This is a genomic window from Streptomyces sp. SID3343 (assembly GCF_009865215.1).
GTDB lineage: Bacteria > Actinomycetota > Actinomycetes > Streptomycetales > Streptomycetaceae > Embleya.
This window is the reverse complement of the sequence record NZ_WWJX01000454.1, coordinates 19983-35804: the sequence shown is the minus strand read 5'-3', so window position 1 is coordinate 35804 and position 15822 is coordinate 19983. Positions and strand designations below refer to the sequence as shown.

Here is a 15822-nt window from a genome sequence, read left to right as displayed (position 1 = left end):
GCCCGACGCGTCGGCCGGGCCGGGGGTGCCGCCCCTGCCGGGTGTGCCCGGCGAGCCCGCGGCGTCCGCGTCGCCACCGGCGGCCGGGGCGCAACCCGCCGCGCCGAGGCCGGGGGCCGCCTACCTCCCGCCCCCGCCCGGCCCCGAGTCGGCCGGCAGACCCACGCCGCCGGTCGTCACGGTCGCCCACACCGGTGAGAGCACGGTGATCACGCTGCTCAACACGACCGGCGCGCCGATCGACTGGAAGGCCGACTCGCAGGCCCCGTGGCTGCGCCTGAGTCACGCACGCGGCACGCTCGCCGCCGGTCGACAGGACACGATCACCGTCACCGTCGACGCCGACCACGCCCCCAAGGGTTCGTGGACGGCGCGGATCGTGGTCGAGCCGGGTGGCGTGGTCGTCACCATCGAGGGCCGCACCGGCGATCCGGCGCCGAGCCCGTCGGCCACGGCCACACCCTCGCCCGTCGAGACCACGCCGCCGGTGAGCGCGTCACCCTCGCCCACACGCTGAGTCCCGCTCCGAGCCCCGGTCCGAGTCCTGCTCCGAACCCCGGTCCGAACCCCGGTCCGAACCCCGGTCCGAGCACCGGTCAGAGCACCGGGTCCGCCGGGTGCGGCGCGAACGGGCGCCCGCCGGCCAACCGCGCCTCGCACGCCTCGACCAGGACCGCGTAGGCGCCCTCGCCCATCAGCTCGCGCAGCTCGGGCCCGTACGACCGGTAGACCGGTTCGCCCGCGCCGTGTGCCTCGGTGCTGCCCGTGCACCACCAGTGCAGGTCGTGGCCGCCCGGGCCCCAGCCCCTGCGGTCGTACTCGCCGATCGTGACCATCAGGACGCGCGTCTCGTCCGGACGGTCGATCCAGTCGTAGGTCCGGCGCACCGGCAGTTGCCAGCACACGTCGGGCTTGGTCTCCAGCGGGTGCACGCCTTCACGCAGCGCGAGCGCGTGCAGCGAACAGCCGGTGCCGCCCGCGAAGCCCGGTCGGTTGAGGAACACGCACGCGCCGTCGACCAGCCGCGTCCGGAGGTCGCCGTCCTCCGATTCGCTGACGCCGTGTTCGGTCGCCACGTCGTGGAACTGCCACGTCTCGGGCGTCAGTCGCTCGGCCCACGTCAGCACGCGCTTCTCGTCGTCCTCGTCGGACCAGTGCGCGCCGAGCGAGCAGCATCCGTCCGGCGCGCGGCCGGCGACCACCCCGTGACAGCCCGCGCCGAAGATGCACTGCCAGCGAGAGGTCAGCCACGTCAGGTCGCAGCGGAACAGCTGATCGGCATCGTCGGGGTCGGGAAACTCGAACCAAGCGCGCGGAAAATCCAGGGCTACCTCGGGCACCACACCAGCCTACGGCCCCCGGAGCGACGGATTCCGCTCCCGCGCGCGAGCGGTGCCCGAACCACGCGGGAGAACCCGCGGACGCCCCGGGAAGCGGCCCGAGCACGGTTTCGAACCGGTGCCCGGGCCGTCGACCACGGACGGGGGACCGGCCCGGGAGCCGGGCGCGACGACCACCGGGCGCCTTCGAGGGCCGGTCGAAAAAGGGCGCCCGCGCTCGCGCGTGGAGACCGACGCAATACGGTCGGGAACATGCGACTCGGTGTTCTCGACGTGGGCTCCAATACGGTCCACCTGCTCGTGGTCGACGCCCACCAGGGTGCTCGTCCCCTTCCCGCGTACTCGCACAAGCGTGAGCTGCGCCTGGCCGAACTCCTCGAACCGGACGGAAGTATCGCCCCGCACGGGGTCGATCTGCTGGTGCGGACGATGGCGAGTGCCCTGGAGATCGCCGAGGACAAGGGCGTCGAGGACCTCCTGCCGTTCGCGACCTCCGCGGTGCGCGAGGCGGCGAACTCCGAGGCGGTGCTCGATCGGGTGCGCCGCGAGACGGGCGTGGACCTCCAGGTGCTCACCGGCGCCGACGAAGCCCGGTTGACCTTCCTCGCGGTCCGTCGCTGGTACGGCTGGTCGTCCGGGCGACTGCTCGTGCTCGACATCGGCGGCGGCTCGCTGGAGATCGCCGCGGGTGTCGACGAGGAGCCCGACGCGGTGGCGTCGCTGCCGCTGGGCGCGGGCCGGTTGACCCGGGCGTGGCTGCACGGCGACCCGCCGACGCCGGACGAGGTGCGGGTGTTGCGCAAGCACGTGCGCGCCGAGATCGCGCGTACCGTCGCCGACTTCAACCGGCACGGCCGGCCCGATCACGTGGTCGCGACGTCCAAGACGTTCAAGCAACTCGCCCGGATCGCCGGCGCGCCGTCCTCGGGGGAGGGGCCCTATGTCAAGCGCGCGCTGTCCCGGGCGGGGCTCGCCGACTGGCTGCCGCGCCTCGCGGCGATGTCCGCGATCGAGCGCGGGCGCCTGCCCGGCGTCTCGGTGGGTCGCGCGCCGCAGCTCGTGGCGGGCGCGATCGTGGCCGACGCCGCGCTCGACCTGTTCAACGTGAACGCCCTGGAGGTGTGCCCGTGGGCGCTGCGCGAGGGCATCATCCTGCGCCGATTGGACTGGATGGACTGACCGACGGCGGCCGTCCGCCGCGTCTTCGCGCGATATGGCCCGGGCACGCCCGTTCGGGTCGTACCGGTCGGGAAAAGGGCGGATGGTCTTACTCTGGGCGACGTGGCCGACCACGACATACTCACGGGTACGGGGGCCGACACGTCCGAGGCGCGGTTGCCGGACGCGGTTCTCCGGGTGCCCGACGCGAAGATCGCCCTGTCCACCGCCTCCGTGTATCCCGAGTCCACGGCCGACGGCTTCGAGATCGCGGCCCGGCTCGGCTACGACGGGATCGAGATCATGGTCTCGACCGATCCGGTGAGCCAGGACGTCGAGGCGCTGCGGCGCCTGTCCGACCATCACGGCGTGCCGATCCTGTCCGTGCACGCTCCGTGTCTGCTCGTCACGCAACGCGTGTGGGGAACGGATCCGTGGACCAAGCTCGTGCGCGCGCAGAGCGCGGCCGAGCGGCTCGGGGCCGCCACCGTCGTGGTGCATCCGCCGTTTCGTTGGCAGCGCAGCTACGCGCGCGACTTCGTGCGGGGCATCGAGCGGATGGCCGCCGAGACCGACGTGCTGTTCGCGGTCGAGAACATGTTCCCGCTGCGCTATCGCGACAAGGAGGTCGCGGCGTACGCGCCGGACTGGGACCCCTCGGACGAGGACTATCGGCACTTCACTCTCGACCTGTCGCACACCGCGACCTCGCGCTCGGACGCGATGCGCATGCTGGAGCGGATGGGCGACCGGCTCGGCCACGTGCACCTCGCCGACGGCAGCGGTTCGCTCAAGGACGAGCACCTGGTCCCCGGACGCGGTACGCAGCCGTGCGCGGAACTGCTCGAACACCTCGCTCGTACCTCTTTCGCCGGGGCGATCGTCCTGGAGGTCAACACGCGTCGGTGCGGATCGCGGGCCGAACGCGAGGCGGACCTCGCCGAGGCGCTCGCGTACACCCGCCTGCACCTCGCGGCGGAAGCGGAGGCGGAGCACAACCATGGCTGAGACGGACCCGAAGGGACCGACCGGCGTGACCGGCGAGCCCACTCCCGCGCGTCGTGGCCCCGGGCGTCCGCCGGGTCGACGCGCCGGCACCGGCGAGACACGGACCACGATTTTGGACGCGGCCCGCACCGAGTTCGCCGCTCGGGGCTACGCGGGTGCCTCGGTGCGGGCGATCGCGCGCGGCGCGGGCGTCGACCCGGCGCTCGTGCACCACTACTTCGGCTCCAAGTCACGGGTTTTCATCGCGGCGATGGAACTGCCGATCGACCCGGACGTGGTCGTGGACCACGTGTTCGCCGAGGGTCCCGAGCACGTCGGCGCCCGGCTGGCGGCGACGTTCCTGGACCTGTGGGAGGACCCCGCGGCGCGGGAGCGACTGCTCGCCATGCTGCGCACCGCCGTGCTCGGCGACGACAACTCGGCGACGCGCGAGTTCGTCACCGTCGAACTGACCACGCGGCTCGCCGATCGGATCGGTACCGAGGACGCGCCGCTGCGCGCGAACCTGGCCGTGAGCCAACTCCTCGGGGTCGCGTTGACCCGCTACATCCTGCGCCTGGAGCCCATCGCGTCCACGCCCCGCGCGGAGATCGAGGCGCGGATCGCGCCCGTGCTTCAGCACCATCTCGACGGCGGCCCGAGGGTCGCATAGTGGACGCCCGCGCCGTTCGTCCGCGGCGCGGACGTAAGCTCGAAAGCACCCGGATTCACCGGTGAATGTGCTGAGAGGGTGTGTGCAGTGCCGCAACTGAGGTCTCGGACGGTCACCCACGGTCGCGAAATGGCGGGTGCCCGCGCCCTGCTGATGGCCGCAGGAGTCAAGCGTGAGGACTTCGGCAAGCCGATCATCGCGGTTGCCAACAGCTTCACCGAGTTCGTACCCGGCCACACCCACCTTCAGCCCGTCGGTCGGATCGTCTCCGAGGCCGTTACGGCCGCCGGTGGCATCCCCCGCGAGTTCAACACGATCGCCGTCGACGACGGCATCGCGATGGGCCATGCCGGGATGCTCTACTCGCTGCCGTCGCGCGAGTTGATCGCGGACGCCGTCGAATACATGGTCAACGCCCACCAGGCGGACGCCATGGTGTGCGTGTCCAACTGCGACAAGATCACCCCCGGCATGTTGATGGCCGCGCTGCGGCTGAACATCCCCGCCGTGTTCGTCTCCGGCGGCCCGATGGAGGCCGGCACCGCGGTCATGGTGGACGGCACCGTGCGTCCGCACATGGACCTGATCTCCGCGATCGCCGACTCGGCCTCCGACTCGGTCTCCGACGAGGACCTGGAGCGGATCGAGAACGCGGCCTGTCCGACGTGCGGTTCGTGCGCGGGCATGTTCACCGCCAACTCGATGAACTTCCTGGTCGAGGCGATGGGCCTCGCGCTCCCGGGCAACGGCTCGGTGCTCGCGACGCACACCGCGCGCAAGGCGCTGTACGAAGGCGCGGGGCGCACCGTCGTCGAGCTGTGCAAGCGCTGGTACGACCAGGACGACGCGAGCGTGCTGCCGCGCAACGTCGCCACCCGACAGGCGTTCGAGAACGCGATGGCGATGGACATCGCCATGGGCGGTTCGACCAACACGATCCTGCACCTGCTCGCGGCGGCGCAGGAAGCCGAGATGGACTTCTCCATGGCCGACATCGACGCGCTCTCGCGTCGGGTGCCGTGCCTGGCCAAGGTCGCGCCGAACAACGCGCCCTACCACGTGGAGGACGTGCACCGCGCCGGTGGCGTGCCCCGGTTGCTCGGTGAGCTGCACCGCGCCGGGCTGTTGCACGAGGACGTCGGCTCGGTGCACACCGACAGCCTCGCCGAGTGGCTCAAGACCTGGGACGTGCGCGGCGGTTCGCCGTCGGCGGAGGCCGTCGAGTTGTTCCACGCGGCCCCCGGCTGCGTGCGCTCGGCGACCGCGTTCAGCCAGTCCGAGCGCTGGGACTCGCTCGACCTGGACGTCGCCGCCGGCTGTGTCCGCGACGTCGAGCACGCGTACAGCAAGGACGGCGGCCTCGGCATCCTGTACGGCAACCTCGCCGAGGCGGGGTGCGTGGTCAAGACGGCCGGTGTGGACGAGTCGATCTGGACCTTCTCCGGCCCGGCGGTCGTGGTGGAGTCGCAGGAGGAGGCCGTCCACGCGATCCTCAGCAAGCGGGTCAAGGCGGGCGACGTGGTGGTCGTCCGGTACGAGGGCCCCAAGGGCGGCCCGGGCATGCAGGAGATGCTCTACCCGACGTCGTACCTCAAGGGTCTCGGGCTCGGCGCGAAGTGTGCGCTGATCACCGACGGTCGGTTCTCCGGCGGCACGTCCGGCCTGTCCATCGGGCACGTCTCCCCCGAAGCGGCGGCGGGCGGCACGATCGCGCTCGTGCACGACGGCGACACCATCACGATCGACATCCCCAACCGCACGATCGAGTTGGAAGTGTCGTTCGAGGAACTGGCCGAGCGCCGCGCGGCGCTGCTCACGGAGCTGGGCAAGTTCCGCCCGGTCGACCGCGACCGCGTGGTCAGCACCGCGCTGAAGGCCTATGCGGCGATGGCCACGAGCGCCGACAAGGGCGCGGTGCGCGACGTGTCGATGTTCGACTGAGTCTCTCCGTTTCGAAGGGGCGTTCCGGCTGCGGCCGGGGCGCCCCTTCGGCGTTTGTCGGCAACCGGGGGAAAGCCGCGCGATCGCTTGACGGGACGGGTCCGGCGCGCGCATATTCAACACATGATGAATTACGACGGGGATGCGATCCGGGCCGAAGGTCTGCGCGTCGTGCGCGGCGAGCGGGTGGTGCTCGACGACCTCTCGTTCGCCGTGCCGCGGGGCAGCGTGACCGGGCTGCTCGGCCCGAGCGGGTGCGGCAAGAGCACGCTCATGCGCGCGATCGTCGGCGTGCAGGCCCGGGTGAGCGGGCGACTGGACGTGCTGGGGCTGCCGGCCGGCCACAAGCGGCTGCGCAGCTCGATCGGCTACGTGACCCAGGCGCCCTCGGTCTACGCCGACCTGACCGTCCTGGAGAACCTGCGCTACTTCGGCGCGATCCTGGGCGCGTCGGGCCCGGAGATCGACCGGGTGATCCGCGACGTGGACCTGACCGATCGGCAAGGCGCGGCCGTGGCCCAGCTCTCCGGCGGTCAGCGGGCGCGTGTGTCGCTTGCCGCGGCGCTGCTGGGCGGCCCCGAGCTGCTCGTGCTCGACGAACCCACGGTCGGGCTCGACCCGGTCCTGCGCCGCGACCTGTGGGCGCTGTTCCACCGGCTCGCCGACCAGGACGGCGTGACCCTGCTGGTGTCCAGCCACGTGATGGACGAGGCCGAGCGGTGCGAACGGCTGCTGCTGCTTCGCGACGGCGTACTGCTCGCCGACGACACCCCCGCCACGCTCCTGGCGCGCACGGGCGCCCAGGACGCCGAGGCGGCCTTCCTGGCGCTGGTCGACGGGGCCCGGGCCGCCACCCCCGCCACGAGTTCGAGGAGCGCGTCATGACCAACGCCACCACCGCCACCGCGCGCCGCGTGCTCGGCCAGCTTCGGCACGACCCGCGCACGATCGCGCTCATGCTGCTCGTGCCGTGCGTGCTGCTCACGCTGCTGTACTGGCTCTACGACGGCCGACCGCAGCAGTTCGACCACATCGGCGGGCCGCTCCTGGGGATCTTCCCGTTCGTGGTGATGTTCCTGGTCACCTCGGTCGCCACACTGCGCGAGCGATCCACCGGCACGCTGGAGCGGCTGCTGACCATGCCGATCGGCAGGATGCAGCTGATCGGCGGCTACGCGCTCGCGTTCGGGCTGGTCGCGGTGGTCCAGGCGGCCGTCGCCACCGGGCTCGCGATCGGCCTGCTGGGACTGGACGTGGCCGGACCGACGTGGCTGATCCTGTGCGTCGCCGTGCTCGACGCGCTGCTCGGGCTCGCCCTGGGGTTGCTGGTGAGCGCGTTCGCCGACACCGAGTTCCAGGCCGTGCAGTTCCTGCCGGCGGTGATCCTGCCGCAGTTCCTGCTGTGCGGGTTGTTCGTACCGCGCACCGAGATGCAGCCGGTGCTCGAAGCCGTCTCCGACGTGTTGCCGCTGTCCTACGCGGTCGACGCGATGACGCGGCTCAGCACCCGAAGCGAGGTCTCCGGCCTGCTCGTTCGCGACATCGCGGTGATCATCGGGTGCGTGCTCGCGGCCCTCGCGCTCGGTGCGCCGACCCTGCGCCGGCGCACCCCATAGGACACGTGTACGTACCGTACGGTGGCCATGGGCGTGCGTCGCGGGACGCACGCCGCACCACGAACGCGAGAAAGTGTGGGGGCCATGGCTCAGCGGGTCGCCGTCGTCGGCACCGGCAAAATCGGTGAAGCACTCCTGTCCGGGATGATCCGGGCGGGCAAGAGCCCGGACGACCTCCTGGTCACGACCCGGCGCACCGAGCGGGCCCGGGACCTGCGCGGGCGCTACGGCGTCGAGGCGGTCTCCAACGCCGAGGCCGCCAAGGCCGCCGACATCTTGATCCTGACGGTCAAGCCGCAGGACATGGGCACGCTGATGGAAGAGCTCGCGCCGCACGTGCCCGCGGACCGTCTGGTGATCAGCGGCGCCGCCGGCATCACCACCGCGTTCCTCGAAGCCCGACTGGCGGCCGGCACCCCCGTGGTGCGGGTCATGTCGAACACGCCCGTCCTCGTCGACGAGGGGATGAGCGCGATCTCGGGCGGCGCGCACGCGACCGGGGCGCACCTCGACCAGGTCGAGCACATCTTCGGCTCGGTCGGCAAGACCATCCGGGTGCCCGAGAAGCAGCAGGACGCGGTCACCGCGCTGTCCGGCTCCGGCCCGGCCTACTTCTACTTCCTCGTCGAGGCGATGACCGACGCGGGCATCCTGCTGGGCCTGCCGCGTGCCGCCGCGCACGACCTGATCGTGCAGGCCGCGATCGGCGCGTCGGTGATGCTGCGCGACTCCGGCGAGCACCCGACCCTGCTGCGCGAGGCCGTCACGTCGCCGGCCGGCACCACCATCGCCGCGATCCGCGAGCTGGAGAACCACGGCGTGCGCGCCGCCCTGTTGGCCGCGCTCGAAGCGGCGAGCAACCGGTCGCAGGAGATCGCCGAGGGCCTCAAGTGAAGCCCGATCTCGTCCTGTTCGACAACGACGGCGTGCTGGTCGACAGCGAGCCGATCGCGAACCGGGCCCTCGCCGGCCTGCTCACCGAACTGGGTGTGCCCACGACCTACGAGGACTCGCTGCGCGACTACCTCGGCGGCACCATGGCACGCGTGCACGCGATGGTCGCACAGCGCGCCGGGATCACCCTGCCCGCCGACTTCGACCACGTCTACCACGAGCGGGTCTTCGCGGGCTTTCGCGCCGAACTCCAAGCCGTGGTCGGCGTCGCCGCCGTGCTCGACCGCCTCGACGCGACCGGCGTCCCGTACTGCCTGGCCTCCTCCGGGACGCACGAGCGGATCCGGATCGCGCTGACCCGCACCGCGCTGATCGGCCGTTTCCCCGACCCGGTCGTCTTCAGCAGCCAGGACGTCGCGCAGGGCAAGCCCGCACCCGACCTGTTCCTGCACGCCGCCGCCACGATGGGGGTGGACCCCGCGCGCTGCGCGGTCGTCGAGGACAGCCCCCTGGGCGTCGCCGCCGCGCGCGCGGCCGGGATGACCGTGTACGGCTACTGCGCGATGACCCCGCCGGAACGGCTCGCGGACGCCGACGCGCTCTTCAAGGACATGGCCGACCTGCCGGACCTGCTGGATCTGTAACCCCAAGGGCGCTTCGTACCAGTTTGTCCGAAGTCGTATCTGACGGCTAGTCAAAAAGATCCCCCGCCCTCTGTCCGCGGAAGTGACCCGTCGGTAGCGTGCACGCCCATGCAGGTGACACAACCGGCGGCCGGGCCGTCCAGGGACGAGACGCTGCGCCGTGCACGGTTCAGCCTGCTCGCGTGCTTCTTGATCCAGGGCGCGTCCTTCGCCCTGCTCGTGACCCGGATCCCGGCGATCCAACGCCGCTACGACATGGGCGACGGCACGCTGACCGCGGTCCTGTCGGTCGTGCCGATCGTCGCCGGTGTGGGCAGCGTGCTCGCCGGGTCACTGGCCAAGCGCTACGGCAGCCACACCGTGCTGCGGGTGTCGCAGCCGATCGTCTGCGCGATCCTGATCGGCGTCGGAGCGGGCGACCAACTGTGGCAACTGGCCATCGTGCTCTTCGTGTTCGGCATGTCACTCGGCGCGGTCGACGCGACGATGAACATGCAGGGCGTCGCGATCCAGGCTCGCGAGGGTCGCAGCATCATGCTCGGCTTCCACGCGTCGTACAGCCTCGGCGGCCTCGCCGGCGCGGGCGTGGCCGGCCTGTGCGCGTGGGGCGACGTCCCCCTGGTGCTGATGTACGCCGGCGCGGCCGTGCTGACCGTGCCCGCCGTGCTCGCCGTCGGCTCGGGCTACCTGCGAGCCGACCCCGTCACGGTCGCGGACCCCACCGAGCCGGTGCGCAAGATCCCGTGGGGCCCGCTGCTCCCGCTGTGCGCCGTGATGACGTTCGCCTACATCGGCGACTCGACCGTGGCCAACTGGAGCGCGGTCTACCTGGAGAAGGTCCTGGACAGCTCCGAGGGCTTCGCGACCGTCCCCTACATCGCGTACATGGTCACGTCGCTGATCGGGCGCAGCGTCGGCGACCTGGGCGTGCGCCGCTGGGGCATGGTCAACGTGGTGCGCGCCGGCAGCGTGGTCTCGGCCCTGGGCTTCGCGGTCGTGCTGGCCGCACCGCACGCGGCGGTGGGCCTGCTCGGCTTCGTGATCCTGGGCGTGGGCCTGTGCGTGATCGTCCCGCAGACCTTCGCCGCGGGCGGCCGAGGAGCCCCCGCGGACGCGGACGAATCGGTGGCCAGGCTCAACATCTTCAACTACGCCGGCTTCCTGATCGGGACCCCACTCGTCGGCGGAATCGCCGACCTCGCGTCGTTTCGGATCGCGATGCTCGTGCCACTCGTCCTGGTGCTCGCGGTACTGCCCCTGGCCCGGGCTTTCGCCCCCCACGGTGAACCGGCTCACGACCGATGATCGAGAGCCGACTCGGGCGGTAGCGTGACGGCATGAGTCGAGCCGTGCACGTGATGTGGGACGACCGGATGACCGGTTACGACTTCGGTTCGTGGCATCCGATGAAGCCCGTACGGCTGCGCCTGACGATCGACCTCATTCGCGCGTTCGGCCTGCACACCCTGCCCGAACTGACCGTGCGCGCACCGCGGATCGCCACCGACCGGCAACTCGCCATGGTGCACACCGAAGAGCTCGTCGCCGCGGTGCGCCGCGCGTCGATCGACCCCGAAAAGGCGCCCGAGGAGTTCGGCCTGGGCACCCAGGACACCCCCGCGTTCGCGCACATGCACGACGTGTCCGCGCTGATCGCGGGCGCCTCGATCGCCGCCGCCGAGGCCGTGTGGCTGGGCCCCGACCACCCCGAGGGGGCCGAGCACGCGGTCAACTTCGCGGGCGGCCTGCACCACGCGATGCCGGACGCGGCCGCCGGCTTCTGCGTGTACAACGACCCCGCGCTCGCCATCGCGCGCCTGCTCGAACTCGGCGCCGAGCGGGTCGCCTACGTCGACGTCGACGTGCACCACGGCGACGGCGTGCAAAAGGCGTTCTGGAACGACCCTCGGGTGCTCACCATCAGCCTGCACGAGAGCCCGCGGTTCCTGTTCCCCTACGTCACCGGCTTCGTGGACGAGGTCGGCGGGCCCGACGCCCAGGGCAGCGCGGTCAACGTCGCGTTGCCACCGGGGATCTCCGACGCAGCCTGGCTGCGCGCGTTCGACGCCGTGGTCCCGCCGCTGCTCGCCGAGTTCCGTCCTCAGGTGCTCGTCACCCAGCACGGCGCCGACACCCACGTGGAGGACCAACAGGCACACCTCGCGCTGAGCCTGGACGCGCAGCGCGTCACGCACGCCGCGCTGCACGCCCTCGCCCACGAGCACGCCGGTGGGCGCTGGGTCGCCACCGGCGGCGGGGGTTATGCGGTGGTGGACGTGGTCCCGCGCTCGTGGACACACCTGGTGGCCGAGGCGGCCGGGCACCCGATCGACCCCGCGTGCGACGTGCCGCTCGACTGGCGCGAGGAGGTCCGCCTGTTGACCCGCGAGCCGAGCCCGCAACGCATGACCGATGGCGGGACCGGCTGTTTTCGGCCGTTCTCGGCCGGTTACGACCCGGCGGATCGCACCGACCAGGCGATTTTGGCCACGCGCCGAGCGGTCTTTCCCGCGCACGGCCTCGACCCGATGTTCGATCTGTGACTCGTTCGATCGACCCAAGGAGCTGTGCGTGACCGTTGCGGTTCCCACCCCTGCGGAGCTTCGCTCCCACCTCGTGCGCGGCCGGATCGCCGGCGACGTGGCGACCTCACGGGAGAACAATCTCCGGCACTACCGGCTGATGAGCGAACGCCATCCCGGCCACCTGTTCGGCCTCGAACCCGACGGCAGGTGGACCGCCGCCGACGTGCTCGACCTGATGGTCCGCCGTTGTGGAGTCGTCGCCGATCCGGCCCACCGCAACGGCCAGGACACGATCGATCCCGACCTGACGATCGCCGGACTCGACGCGTACGCCGACCGCGTCGCGCTCGCCGCCGCCCGCCGCGAGCGCGTGATCGTCGCCACGGGTCACCCGAACGGCCTAAAGGACTGGTACCGCACGCTGGCGCGCGTGCTGCGCGACGCGGGGTGTACCATCCTGCGCCCCGCGAGAGGGTGGACATATCGCACCCCCACCGCCGAGGGCGGGCACACCCGCACGGTGCGCTACGCGGGCGATGTCGCCATGGTCACCGACGACGCGGGCGACTTCCGGCACACGCACTCCGCCCGTGCCATCCGCGCGATGTTGGCCGAACTCGCGGCCCGACGCGAGCCGCTGCCGGACCTGGTGATCGGCGACCACGGCTGGGCCGGAGGCGCAGGTCAGGCGGGTGTCGCGGCGATCGGATTCGCCGACTGCAACGATCCGGCGCTGTTCGTGGGGGCCGAGGAGGGGCGAGTCGAAGTGGTCGTACCCCTCGACGACAACGTGGCTCCGCACCTGTACAAACCACTCATGACGTACGTGCTCGCCCGGTCCCAACTGTCCTGAATCGATCCGTACTGTCCTGGATCGATCGGTAAAGAAGTCCAATGGGCGATTGAGGTGGGATAACCACTCCTCTTCCCCACTGGTACCACCTGCCACTACTCTCGAAAGACGCACGTGCGTGTGGCAGTCGCCGGAGGGGAAGCCGGCGCCCGACGCGTGCTGAATGGTTCGGTGCGTCATGGTTTCTGGAGAGAGGCCTCTCAACGAGGTCAACTTCTTGACTGTGGCCGAGGTGGCCGCGGTGATGCGGGTGTCCAAGATGACGGTGTATCGCCTGGTTCACAGTGGCGAGATGCCTGCCATCAGGGTTGGCCGGTCGTTCCGAGTTCCGGAGCAGGCCGTCCACGACTACCTGCGAGACTCCTACGTGGAAACAGCGTAGGAGTGCAGTATCGGACCGCCTCGTTTAGAGGTGGGCCGGGGCGGCGAGTAGGCTGGCCCCCAGTTGTGCGGGCTGATCCGGCTCCGTGCGGTAAGAACGTGACGTAAGCGAGGGTTGTCGGTGGGCTCTGTCATCAAGAAGCGTCGCAAGCGCATGGCGAAGAAGAAGCACCGCAAGCTTCTCAAGAAGACGCGTGTGCAGCGTCGCAATAAGAAGTAGGCATCCCACCGGCTAGTGCCGCTGAAGCCTTGGGCGACCGCCCGTCGTGCTCCCCTCGGGGGCGCGACGGGCGGTCGTCGTGCGTTACGGGCCCGCGTCCGGTATCCGTAGACGCGGACGCGGACGCGGCGTCGCGACAGGCGGCACGCGACGTCGCTGCGGCGGTGTCGCTCGCGGAGGCGGGCGGCCCAGCCGCTTACGCTGAACGAGTCGACCGGCGCGCATCGGCGCGAAACCGGTGTGAACTGCTCGTAAACGCGCCCCCGTCGGGTAGTCGGTGCAGATACGTTGGATCCCATCGCCTCGCACATGCGCTCTGTGACCGCTCCGTCGCGCGGCGATTTCGAAACGGGCGGGGGAAACCGCAGCATGGGACGTGTTGTCATGGTCACCGGCGTCGCCGGTGACCCGGGGGCCGATTTCGTACGGATGATCCGCGACGAAGGCGACGTCGACCGGGTGATCGGCGTCGACATGGTCGAGCCCGCGGGCGACTTCGGCGACATCGACTTCGTGCTCGCCGACATCCGAAACCCGATGATCGCCAAGGTCGTCGCCTCCGCGGCGGTGGACACCGTGGTGCACCTGAGCCCCAGCGAGTTGCCGCCGGTGCAGGGCGGCCGGGTCTCGATCAAGGAGACCAACGTCATCGGCACGATGCAGTTGCTCGCCGCGTGCCAGAAGGCACCGTCGGTCCGCCGCCTGGTGGTGCGCTCGACCACCGCCGTCTACGGCGGCTCGGCGCGCGACCCCGCGCTGTTCGAGGAGGACACCGAACCGCGCATACAGCCGTCGTCGGGCTGGGCCAAGGACGCCGTCGAAATAGAGGGCTACGTGCGCGGGTTCGCCCGCCGCCGCCCCGACGTCGCCGTCACGGTGCTGCGCTTCGCGCCGATGCTGGGGCCACGAACCGATTCGCCGATGGGCGCCTACTTCGCGCTGCCCGTGCTGCCGACGGTCCTCGGCTACGACCCGCGATTGCAGTTCGTCCACGAGGACGACGTCCTGGAGGCCCTGCGGATCGCCGCCCGGGCCGACCGTGCGGGCACCTACAACATCGCCGCGGACGGCGTGCTGTTCCTGTCCCAGGCCGCCCGCCGCCTCGGGCGCCCGGTGCTGCCCTTCCCGTCGGCGGCGGTGGGGCTGGTCAACCAGGGCTTGCGCCGGGTGGGCTCGGTCCACCTGTCGGCCGAACAGCTGCGCCTGCTCACCCACGGCCGCGTCGTCGACCCCGCGCGAGCCCGTGACAAGCTGGGTTTCGTCGCGGCCAGGACCACGGCCGAGACCTTCGCCGACTACGCGGGCGGCCGCGACTCGATCGGCCTGCTGAACCCCGGGCGCCTCGCACAGGTGCCCGATCGACTCGCGACCATGCTGCTCACCAGGAGGAGTCTCGATGGGTGACGCCCGGATCATTCCCTTCGACGGCGCCGCGTCCGCAGCGCGCCCGCCGTCGCCGCGCGGCGGCCGCCGATCGACGCGGCCCGCGCGAGCACGGGGAACGGAACCGGTCGAAGGCGAGGTACGGGTGCGCTCGATCGACGCGCGCCCAGGGCCCGATCCACAACCATCGCCGATCGGCCCCCGCCGGACCCCCGCCTCCGGACGATCGGTGCTCGGCTCACTCGCCGGCGCGGTCGGCGGAATCGTGGGCGGCGCCGCCGCCGGACTGCTCGACGGTGTCGCGGGCCCCGGTTGGGAGGACAAGGCCGCAGACGGCCTCGCGTTCGTGCGCCGCCGGATCACCGGCGACTACGAGGTGGACGAGTTCGGTTTCGACCCCGAACTCAACGACCGACTGATGGCCGCGCTGCGCGTCGTGTACGAAAAGTACTTCCGCATCGAGGTCAGCGGCCTGGAGCACATCCCCGCCGACGGCGGCGCGCTGATCGTCGCGAACCACTCGGGCACGCTGCCGGTGGACGCGCTGATGACCCAGGTGGCCGTCCACGACCACCACCCAGACCAGCGCAACCTGCGACTGCTCGCCGCCGACCTGGTCTTCCAACTGCCGGTCGTGGGCTCGGTGGCCCGCAAGAGCGGGCACACGCTCGCATGCCACGCCGACGCCGAGCGCCTGCTCGCCAAGGGCGAACTCGTGGGCGTGTGGCCGGAAGGCTACAAGGGCCTGGGCAAGCCGTTCGGCGAGCGGTACAAGCTCCAGCGCTTCGGCCGAGGTGGTTTCGTGTCGGCCGCCCTGCGAACCCAGGTACCGATCGTCCCCTGCTCGATCGTGGGCGCCGAGGAGATCTACCCGATGGTCGGCAACGTGCGCACGCTCGCGCGCCTGCTGAACCTGCCGTACTTCCCGGTCACGCCCACGTTTCCGCTGCTCGGACCGCTGGGCCTGGTGCCACTGCCGACCCGGTGGAGGATCGAGTTCGGCGCGCCGATTCGAACCGACGCGTATCCGGAGGAGGCGGCGGACGACCCGATGGTCGTCTTCAACCTGACCGACGAGGTGCGCGAGACCATCCAGCACACGATCTACCGCCTGCTGATGCAGCGACGGTCGGTGTTCTTCTGACCCCGACCCGGCCTCGACCGGTCACCTCGAACCCGAAGGGCGACTCGCGAACCTCCACGAGCC

The 15822-nt window shown here is 71.2% G+C and carries 16 protein-coding genes and 1 pseudogene; 16 read left to right on the top strand and 1 reads right to left on the bottom strand.

Annotation, left to right across the window (positions count from 1 at the left end; translation table 11 throughout):
* A pseudogene (locus GT354_RS55765) lies at positions 1–517 on the top strand (sigma-70 family RNA polymerase sigma factor); the annotation flags it as partial.
* A 79-nt stretch (positions 518–596) separates the two neighbouring features.
* Here GT354_RS55765 and GT354_RS14575 read toward each other — a convergent pair.
* Positions 597–1343 (bottom strand): hypothetical protein, encoded by a 747-nt coding sequence (locus GT354_RS14575; RefSeq protein ID WP_346012031.1) that lies wholly within the window; start codon positions 1341–1343, stop codon positions 597–599.
* Between the two features lie 249 nt (positions 1344–1592).
* On the opposite strand from GT354_RS14575, the gene GT354_RS14570 reads away from it, so the two are divergent.
* From GT354_RS14570 to GT354_RS14500, 15 genes are all read left to right on the top strand, one after another.
* Positions 1593–2519 carry a Ppx/GppA phosphatase family protein gene (locus tag GT354_RS14570; RefSeq protein WP_161356730.1) on the top strand — a complete coding sequence of 309 codons (927 nt, stop codon included), beginning with the start codon at positions 1593–1595 and terminating at the stop codon, positions 2517–2519.
* A 156-nt stretch (positions 2520–2675) separates the two neighbouring features.
* Positions 2676–3506 (top strand): sugar phosphate isomerase/epimerase, encoded by an 831-nt coding sequence (locus GT354_RS14565; protein WP_161356733.1) that lies wholly within the window; start codon positions 2676–2678, stop codon positions 3504–3506.
* Complete coding sequence (locus GT354_RS14560; protein WP_161356729.1) at positions 3499–4158, top strand: TetR family transcriptional regulator; 660 nt, start codon at positions 3499–3501, stop codon at positions 4156–4158. Before GT354_RS14565 ends, GT354_RS14560 begins: the two co-directional genes overlap by 8 nt.
* Before the next feature lie 87 nt (positions 4159–4245).
* Positions 4246–6099 (top strand): dihydroxy-acid dehydratase, encoded by a 1854-nt coding sequence (gene ilvD / locus GT354_RS14555; protein ID WP_161356728.1) that lies wholly within the window; start codon positions 4246–4248, stop codon positions 6097–6099.
* A gap of 123 nt (positions 6100–6222) precedes the next feature.
* The gene (locus tag GT354_RS14550) at positions 6223–6984 is read left to right on the top strand and encodes an ABC transporter ATP-binding protein (RefSeq protein ID WP_161356727.1); all 762 of its coding nucleotides are present in this window, start codon (positions 6223–6225) and stop codon (positions 6982–6984) included.
* The gene (locus tag GT354_RS14545; protein WP_161356726.1) at positions 6981–7715 is read left to right on the top strand and encodes an ABC transporter permease; all 735 of its coding nucleotides are present in this window, start codon (positions 6981–6983) and stop codon (positions 7713–7715) included. The genes GT354_RS14550 and GT354_RS14545 overlap by 4 nt, the downstream gene beginning before the upstream one ends.
* An 84-nt stretch (positions 7716–7799) precedes the next feature.
* Positions 7800–8609, top strand: coding sequence for a pyrroline-5-carboxylate reductase (gene proC, locus GT354_RS14540; protein WP_161356725.1), 810 nt, complete (start codon positions 7800–7802; stop codon positions 8607–8609).
* Complete coding sequence (locus GT354_RS14535) at positions 8606–9253, top strand: HAD family hydrolase (RefSeq protein WP_161356724.1); 648 nt, start codon at positions 8606–8608, stop codon at positions 9251–9253. Before proC ends, GT354_RS14535 begins: the two co-directional genes overlap by 4 nt.
* Positions 9254–9361: 108 nt before the next feature.
* The gene (locus GT354_RS14530; RefSeq protein ID WP_161356723.1) at positions 9362–10558 is read left to right on the top strand and encodes an MFS transporter; all 1197 of its coding nucleotides are present in this window, start codon (positions 9362–9364) and stop codon (positions 10556–10558) included.
* A gap of 32 nt (positions 10559–10590) precedes the next feature.
* Positions 10591–11796: an acetoin utilization protein AcuC gene (locus tag GT354_RS14525; protein ID WP_161356722.1), complete on the top strand. Its 1206-nt coding sequence runs from the start codon at positions 10591–10593 to the stop codon at positions 11794–11796.
* 28 nt (positions 11797–11824) lie between these two features.
* Positions 11825–12631 (top strand): phosphatase, encoded by an 807-nt coding sequence (locus GT354_RS14520; RefSeq protein ID WP_161356721.1) that lies wholly within the window; start codon positions 11825–11827, stop codon positions 12629–12631.
* 178 nt (positions 12632–12809) lie between these two features.
* Entirely contained in the window at positions 12810–13013 is a 204-nt protein-coding gene (locus tag GT354_RS14515) for a helix-turn-helix domain-containing protein (protein WP_161356720.1), read from the top strand.
* Between the two features lie 120 nt (positions 13014–13133).
* On the top strand, positions 13134–13232 hold the full coding sequence (locus tag GT354_RS14510) for an AURKAIP1/COX24 domain-containing protein (RefSeq protein ID WP_012854759.1): 99 nt from the start codon (positions 13134–13136) through the stop codon (positions 13230–13232).
* A 369-nt stretch (positions 13233–13601) separates the two neighbouring features.
* Positions 13602–14636 carry an NAD-dependent epimerase/dehydratase family protein gene (locus tag GT354_RS14505; RefSeq protein WP_161356719.1) on the top strand — a complete coding sequence of 345 codons (1035 nt, stop codon included), beginning with the start codon at positions 13602–13604 and terminating at the stop codon, positions 14634–14636.
* On the top strand, positions 14629–15759 hold the full coding sequence (locus GT354_RS14500; protein ID WP_161356718.1) for a lysophospholipid acyltransferase family protein: 1131 nt from the start codon (positions 14629–14631) through the stop codon (positions 15757–15759). Before GT354_RS14505 ends, GT354_RS14500 begins: the two co-directional genes overlap by 8 nt.
* The last annotated feature ends 63 nt before the right edge of the window (positions 15760–15822 follow it).

Coding starts and splice junctions, on each gene's coding strand:
- GT354_RS14505 (WP_161356719.1), top strand. CDS start 13,602: ATGGGACGTGTTGTCATGGTCACCGGCGTCGCCGGTGACCCGGGGGCC.
- GT354_RS14500 (WP_161356718.1), top strand. CDS start 14,629: ATGGGTGACGCCCGGATCATTCCCTTCGACGGCGCCGCGTCCGCAGCG.
- GT354_RS14545 (WP_161356726.1), top strand. CDS start 6,981: ATGACCAACGCCACCACCGCCACCGCGCGCCGCGTGCTCGGCCAGCTT.
- GT354_RS14550 (WP_161356727.1), top strand. CDS start 6,223: ATGATGAATTACGACGGGGATGCGATCCGGGCCGAAGGTCTGCGCGTC.
- GT354_RS14530 (WP_161356723.1), top strand. CDS start 9,362: ATGCAGGTGACACAACCGGCGGCCGGGCCGTCCAGGGACGAGACGCTG.
- GT354_RS14515 (WP_161356720.1), top strand. CDS start 12,810: ATGGTTTCTGGAGAGAGGCCTCTCAACGAGGTCAACTTCTTGACTGTG.
- GT354_RS14560 (WP_161356729.1), top strand. CDS start 3,499: ATGGCTGAGACGGACCCGAAGGGACCGACCGGCGTGACCGGCGAGCCC.
- proC (WP_161356725.1), top strand. CDS start 7,800: ATGGCTCAGCGGGTCGCCGTCGTCGGCACCGGCAAAATCGGTGAAGCA.
- GT354_RS14570 (WP_161356730.1), top strand. CDS start 1,593: ATGCGACTCGGTGTTCTCGACGTGGGCTCCAATACGGTCCACCTGCTC.
- GT354_RS14525 (WP_161356722.1), top strand. CDS start 10,591: ATGAGTCGAGCCGTGCACGTGATGTGGGACGACCGGATGACCGGTTAC.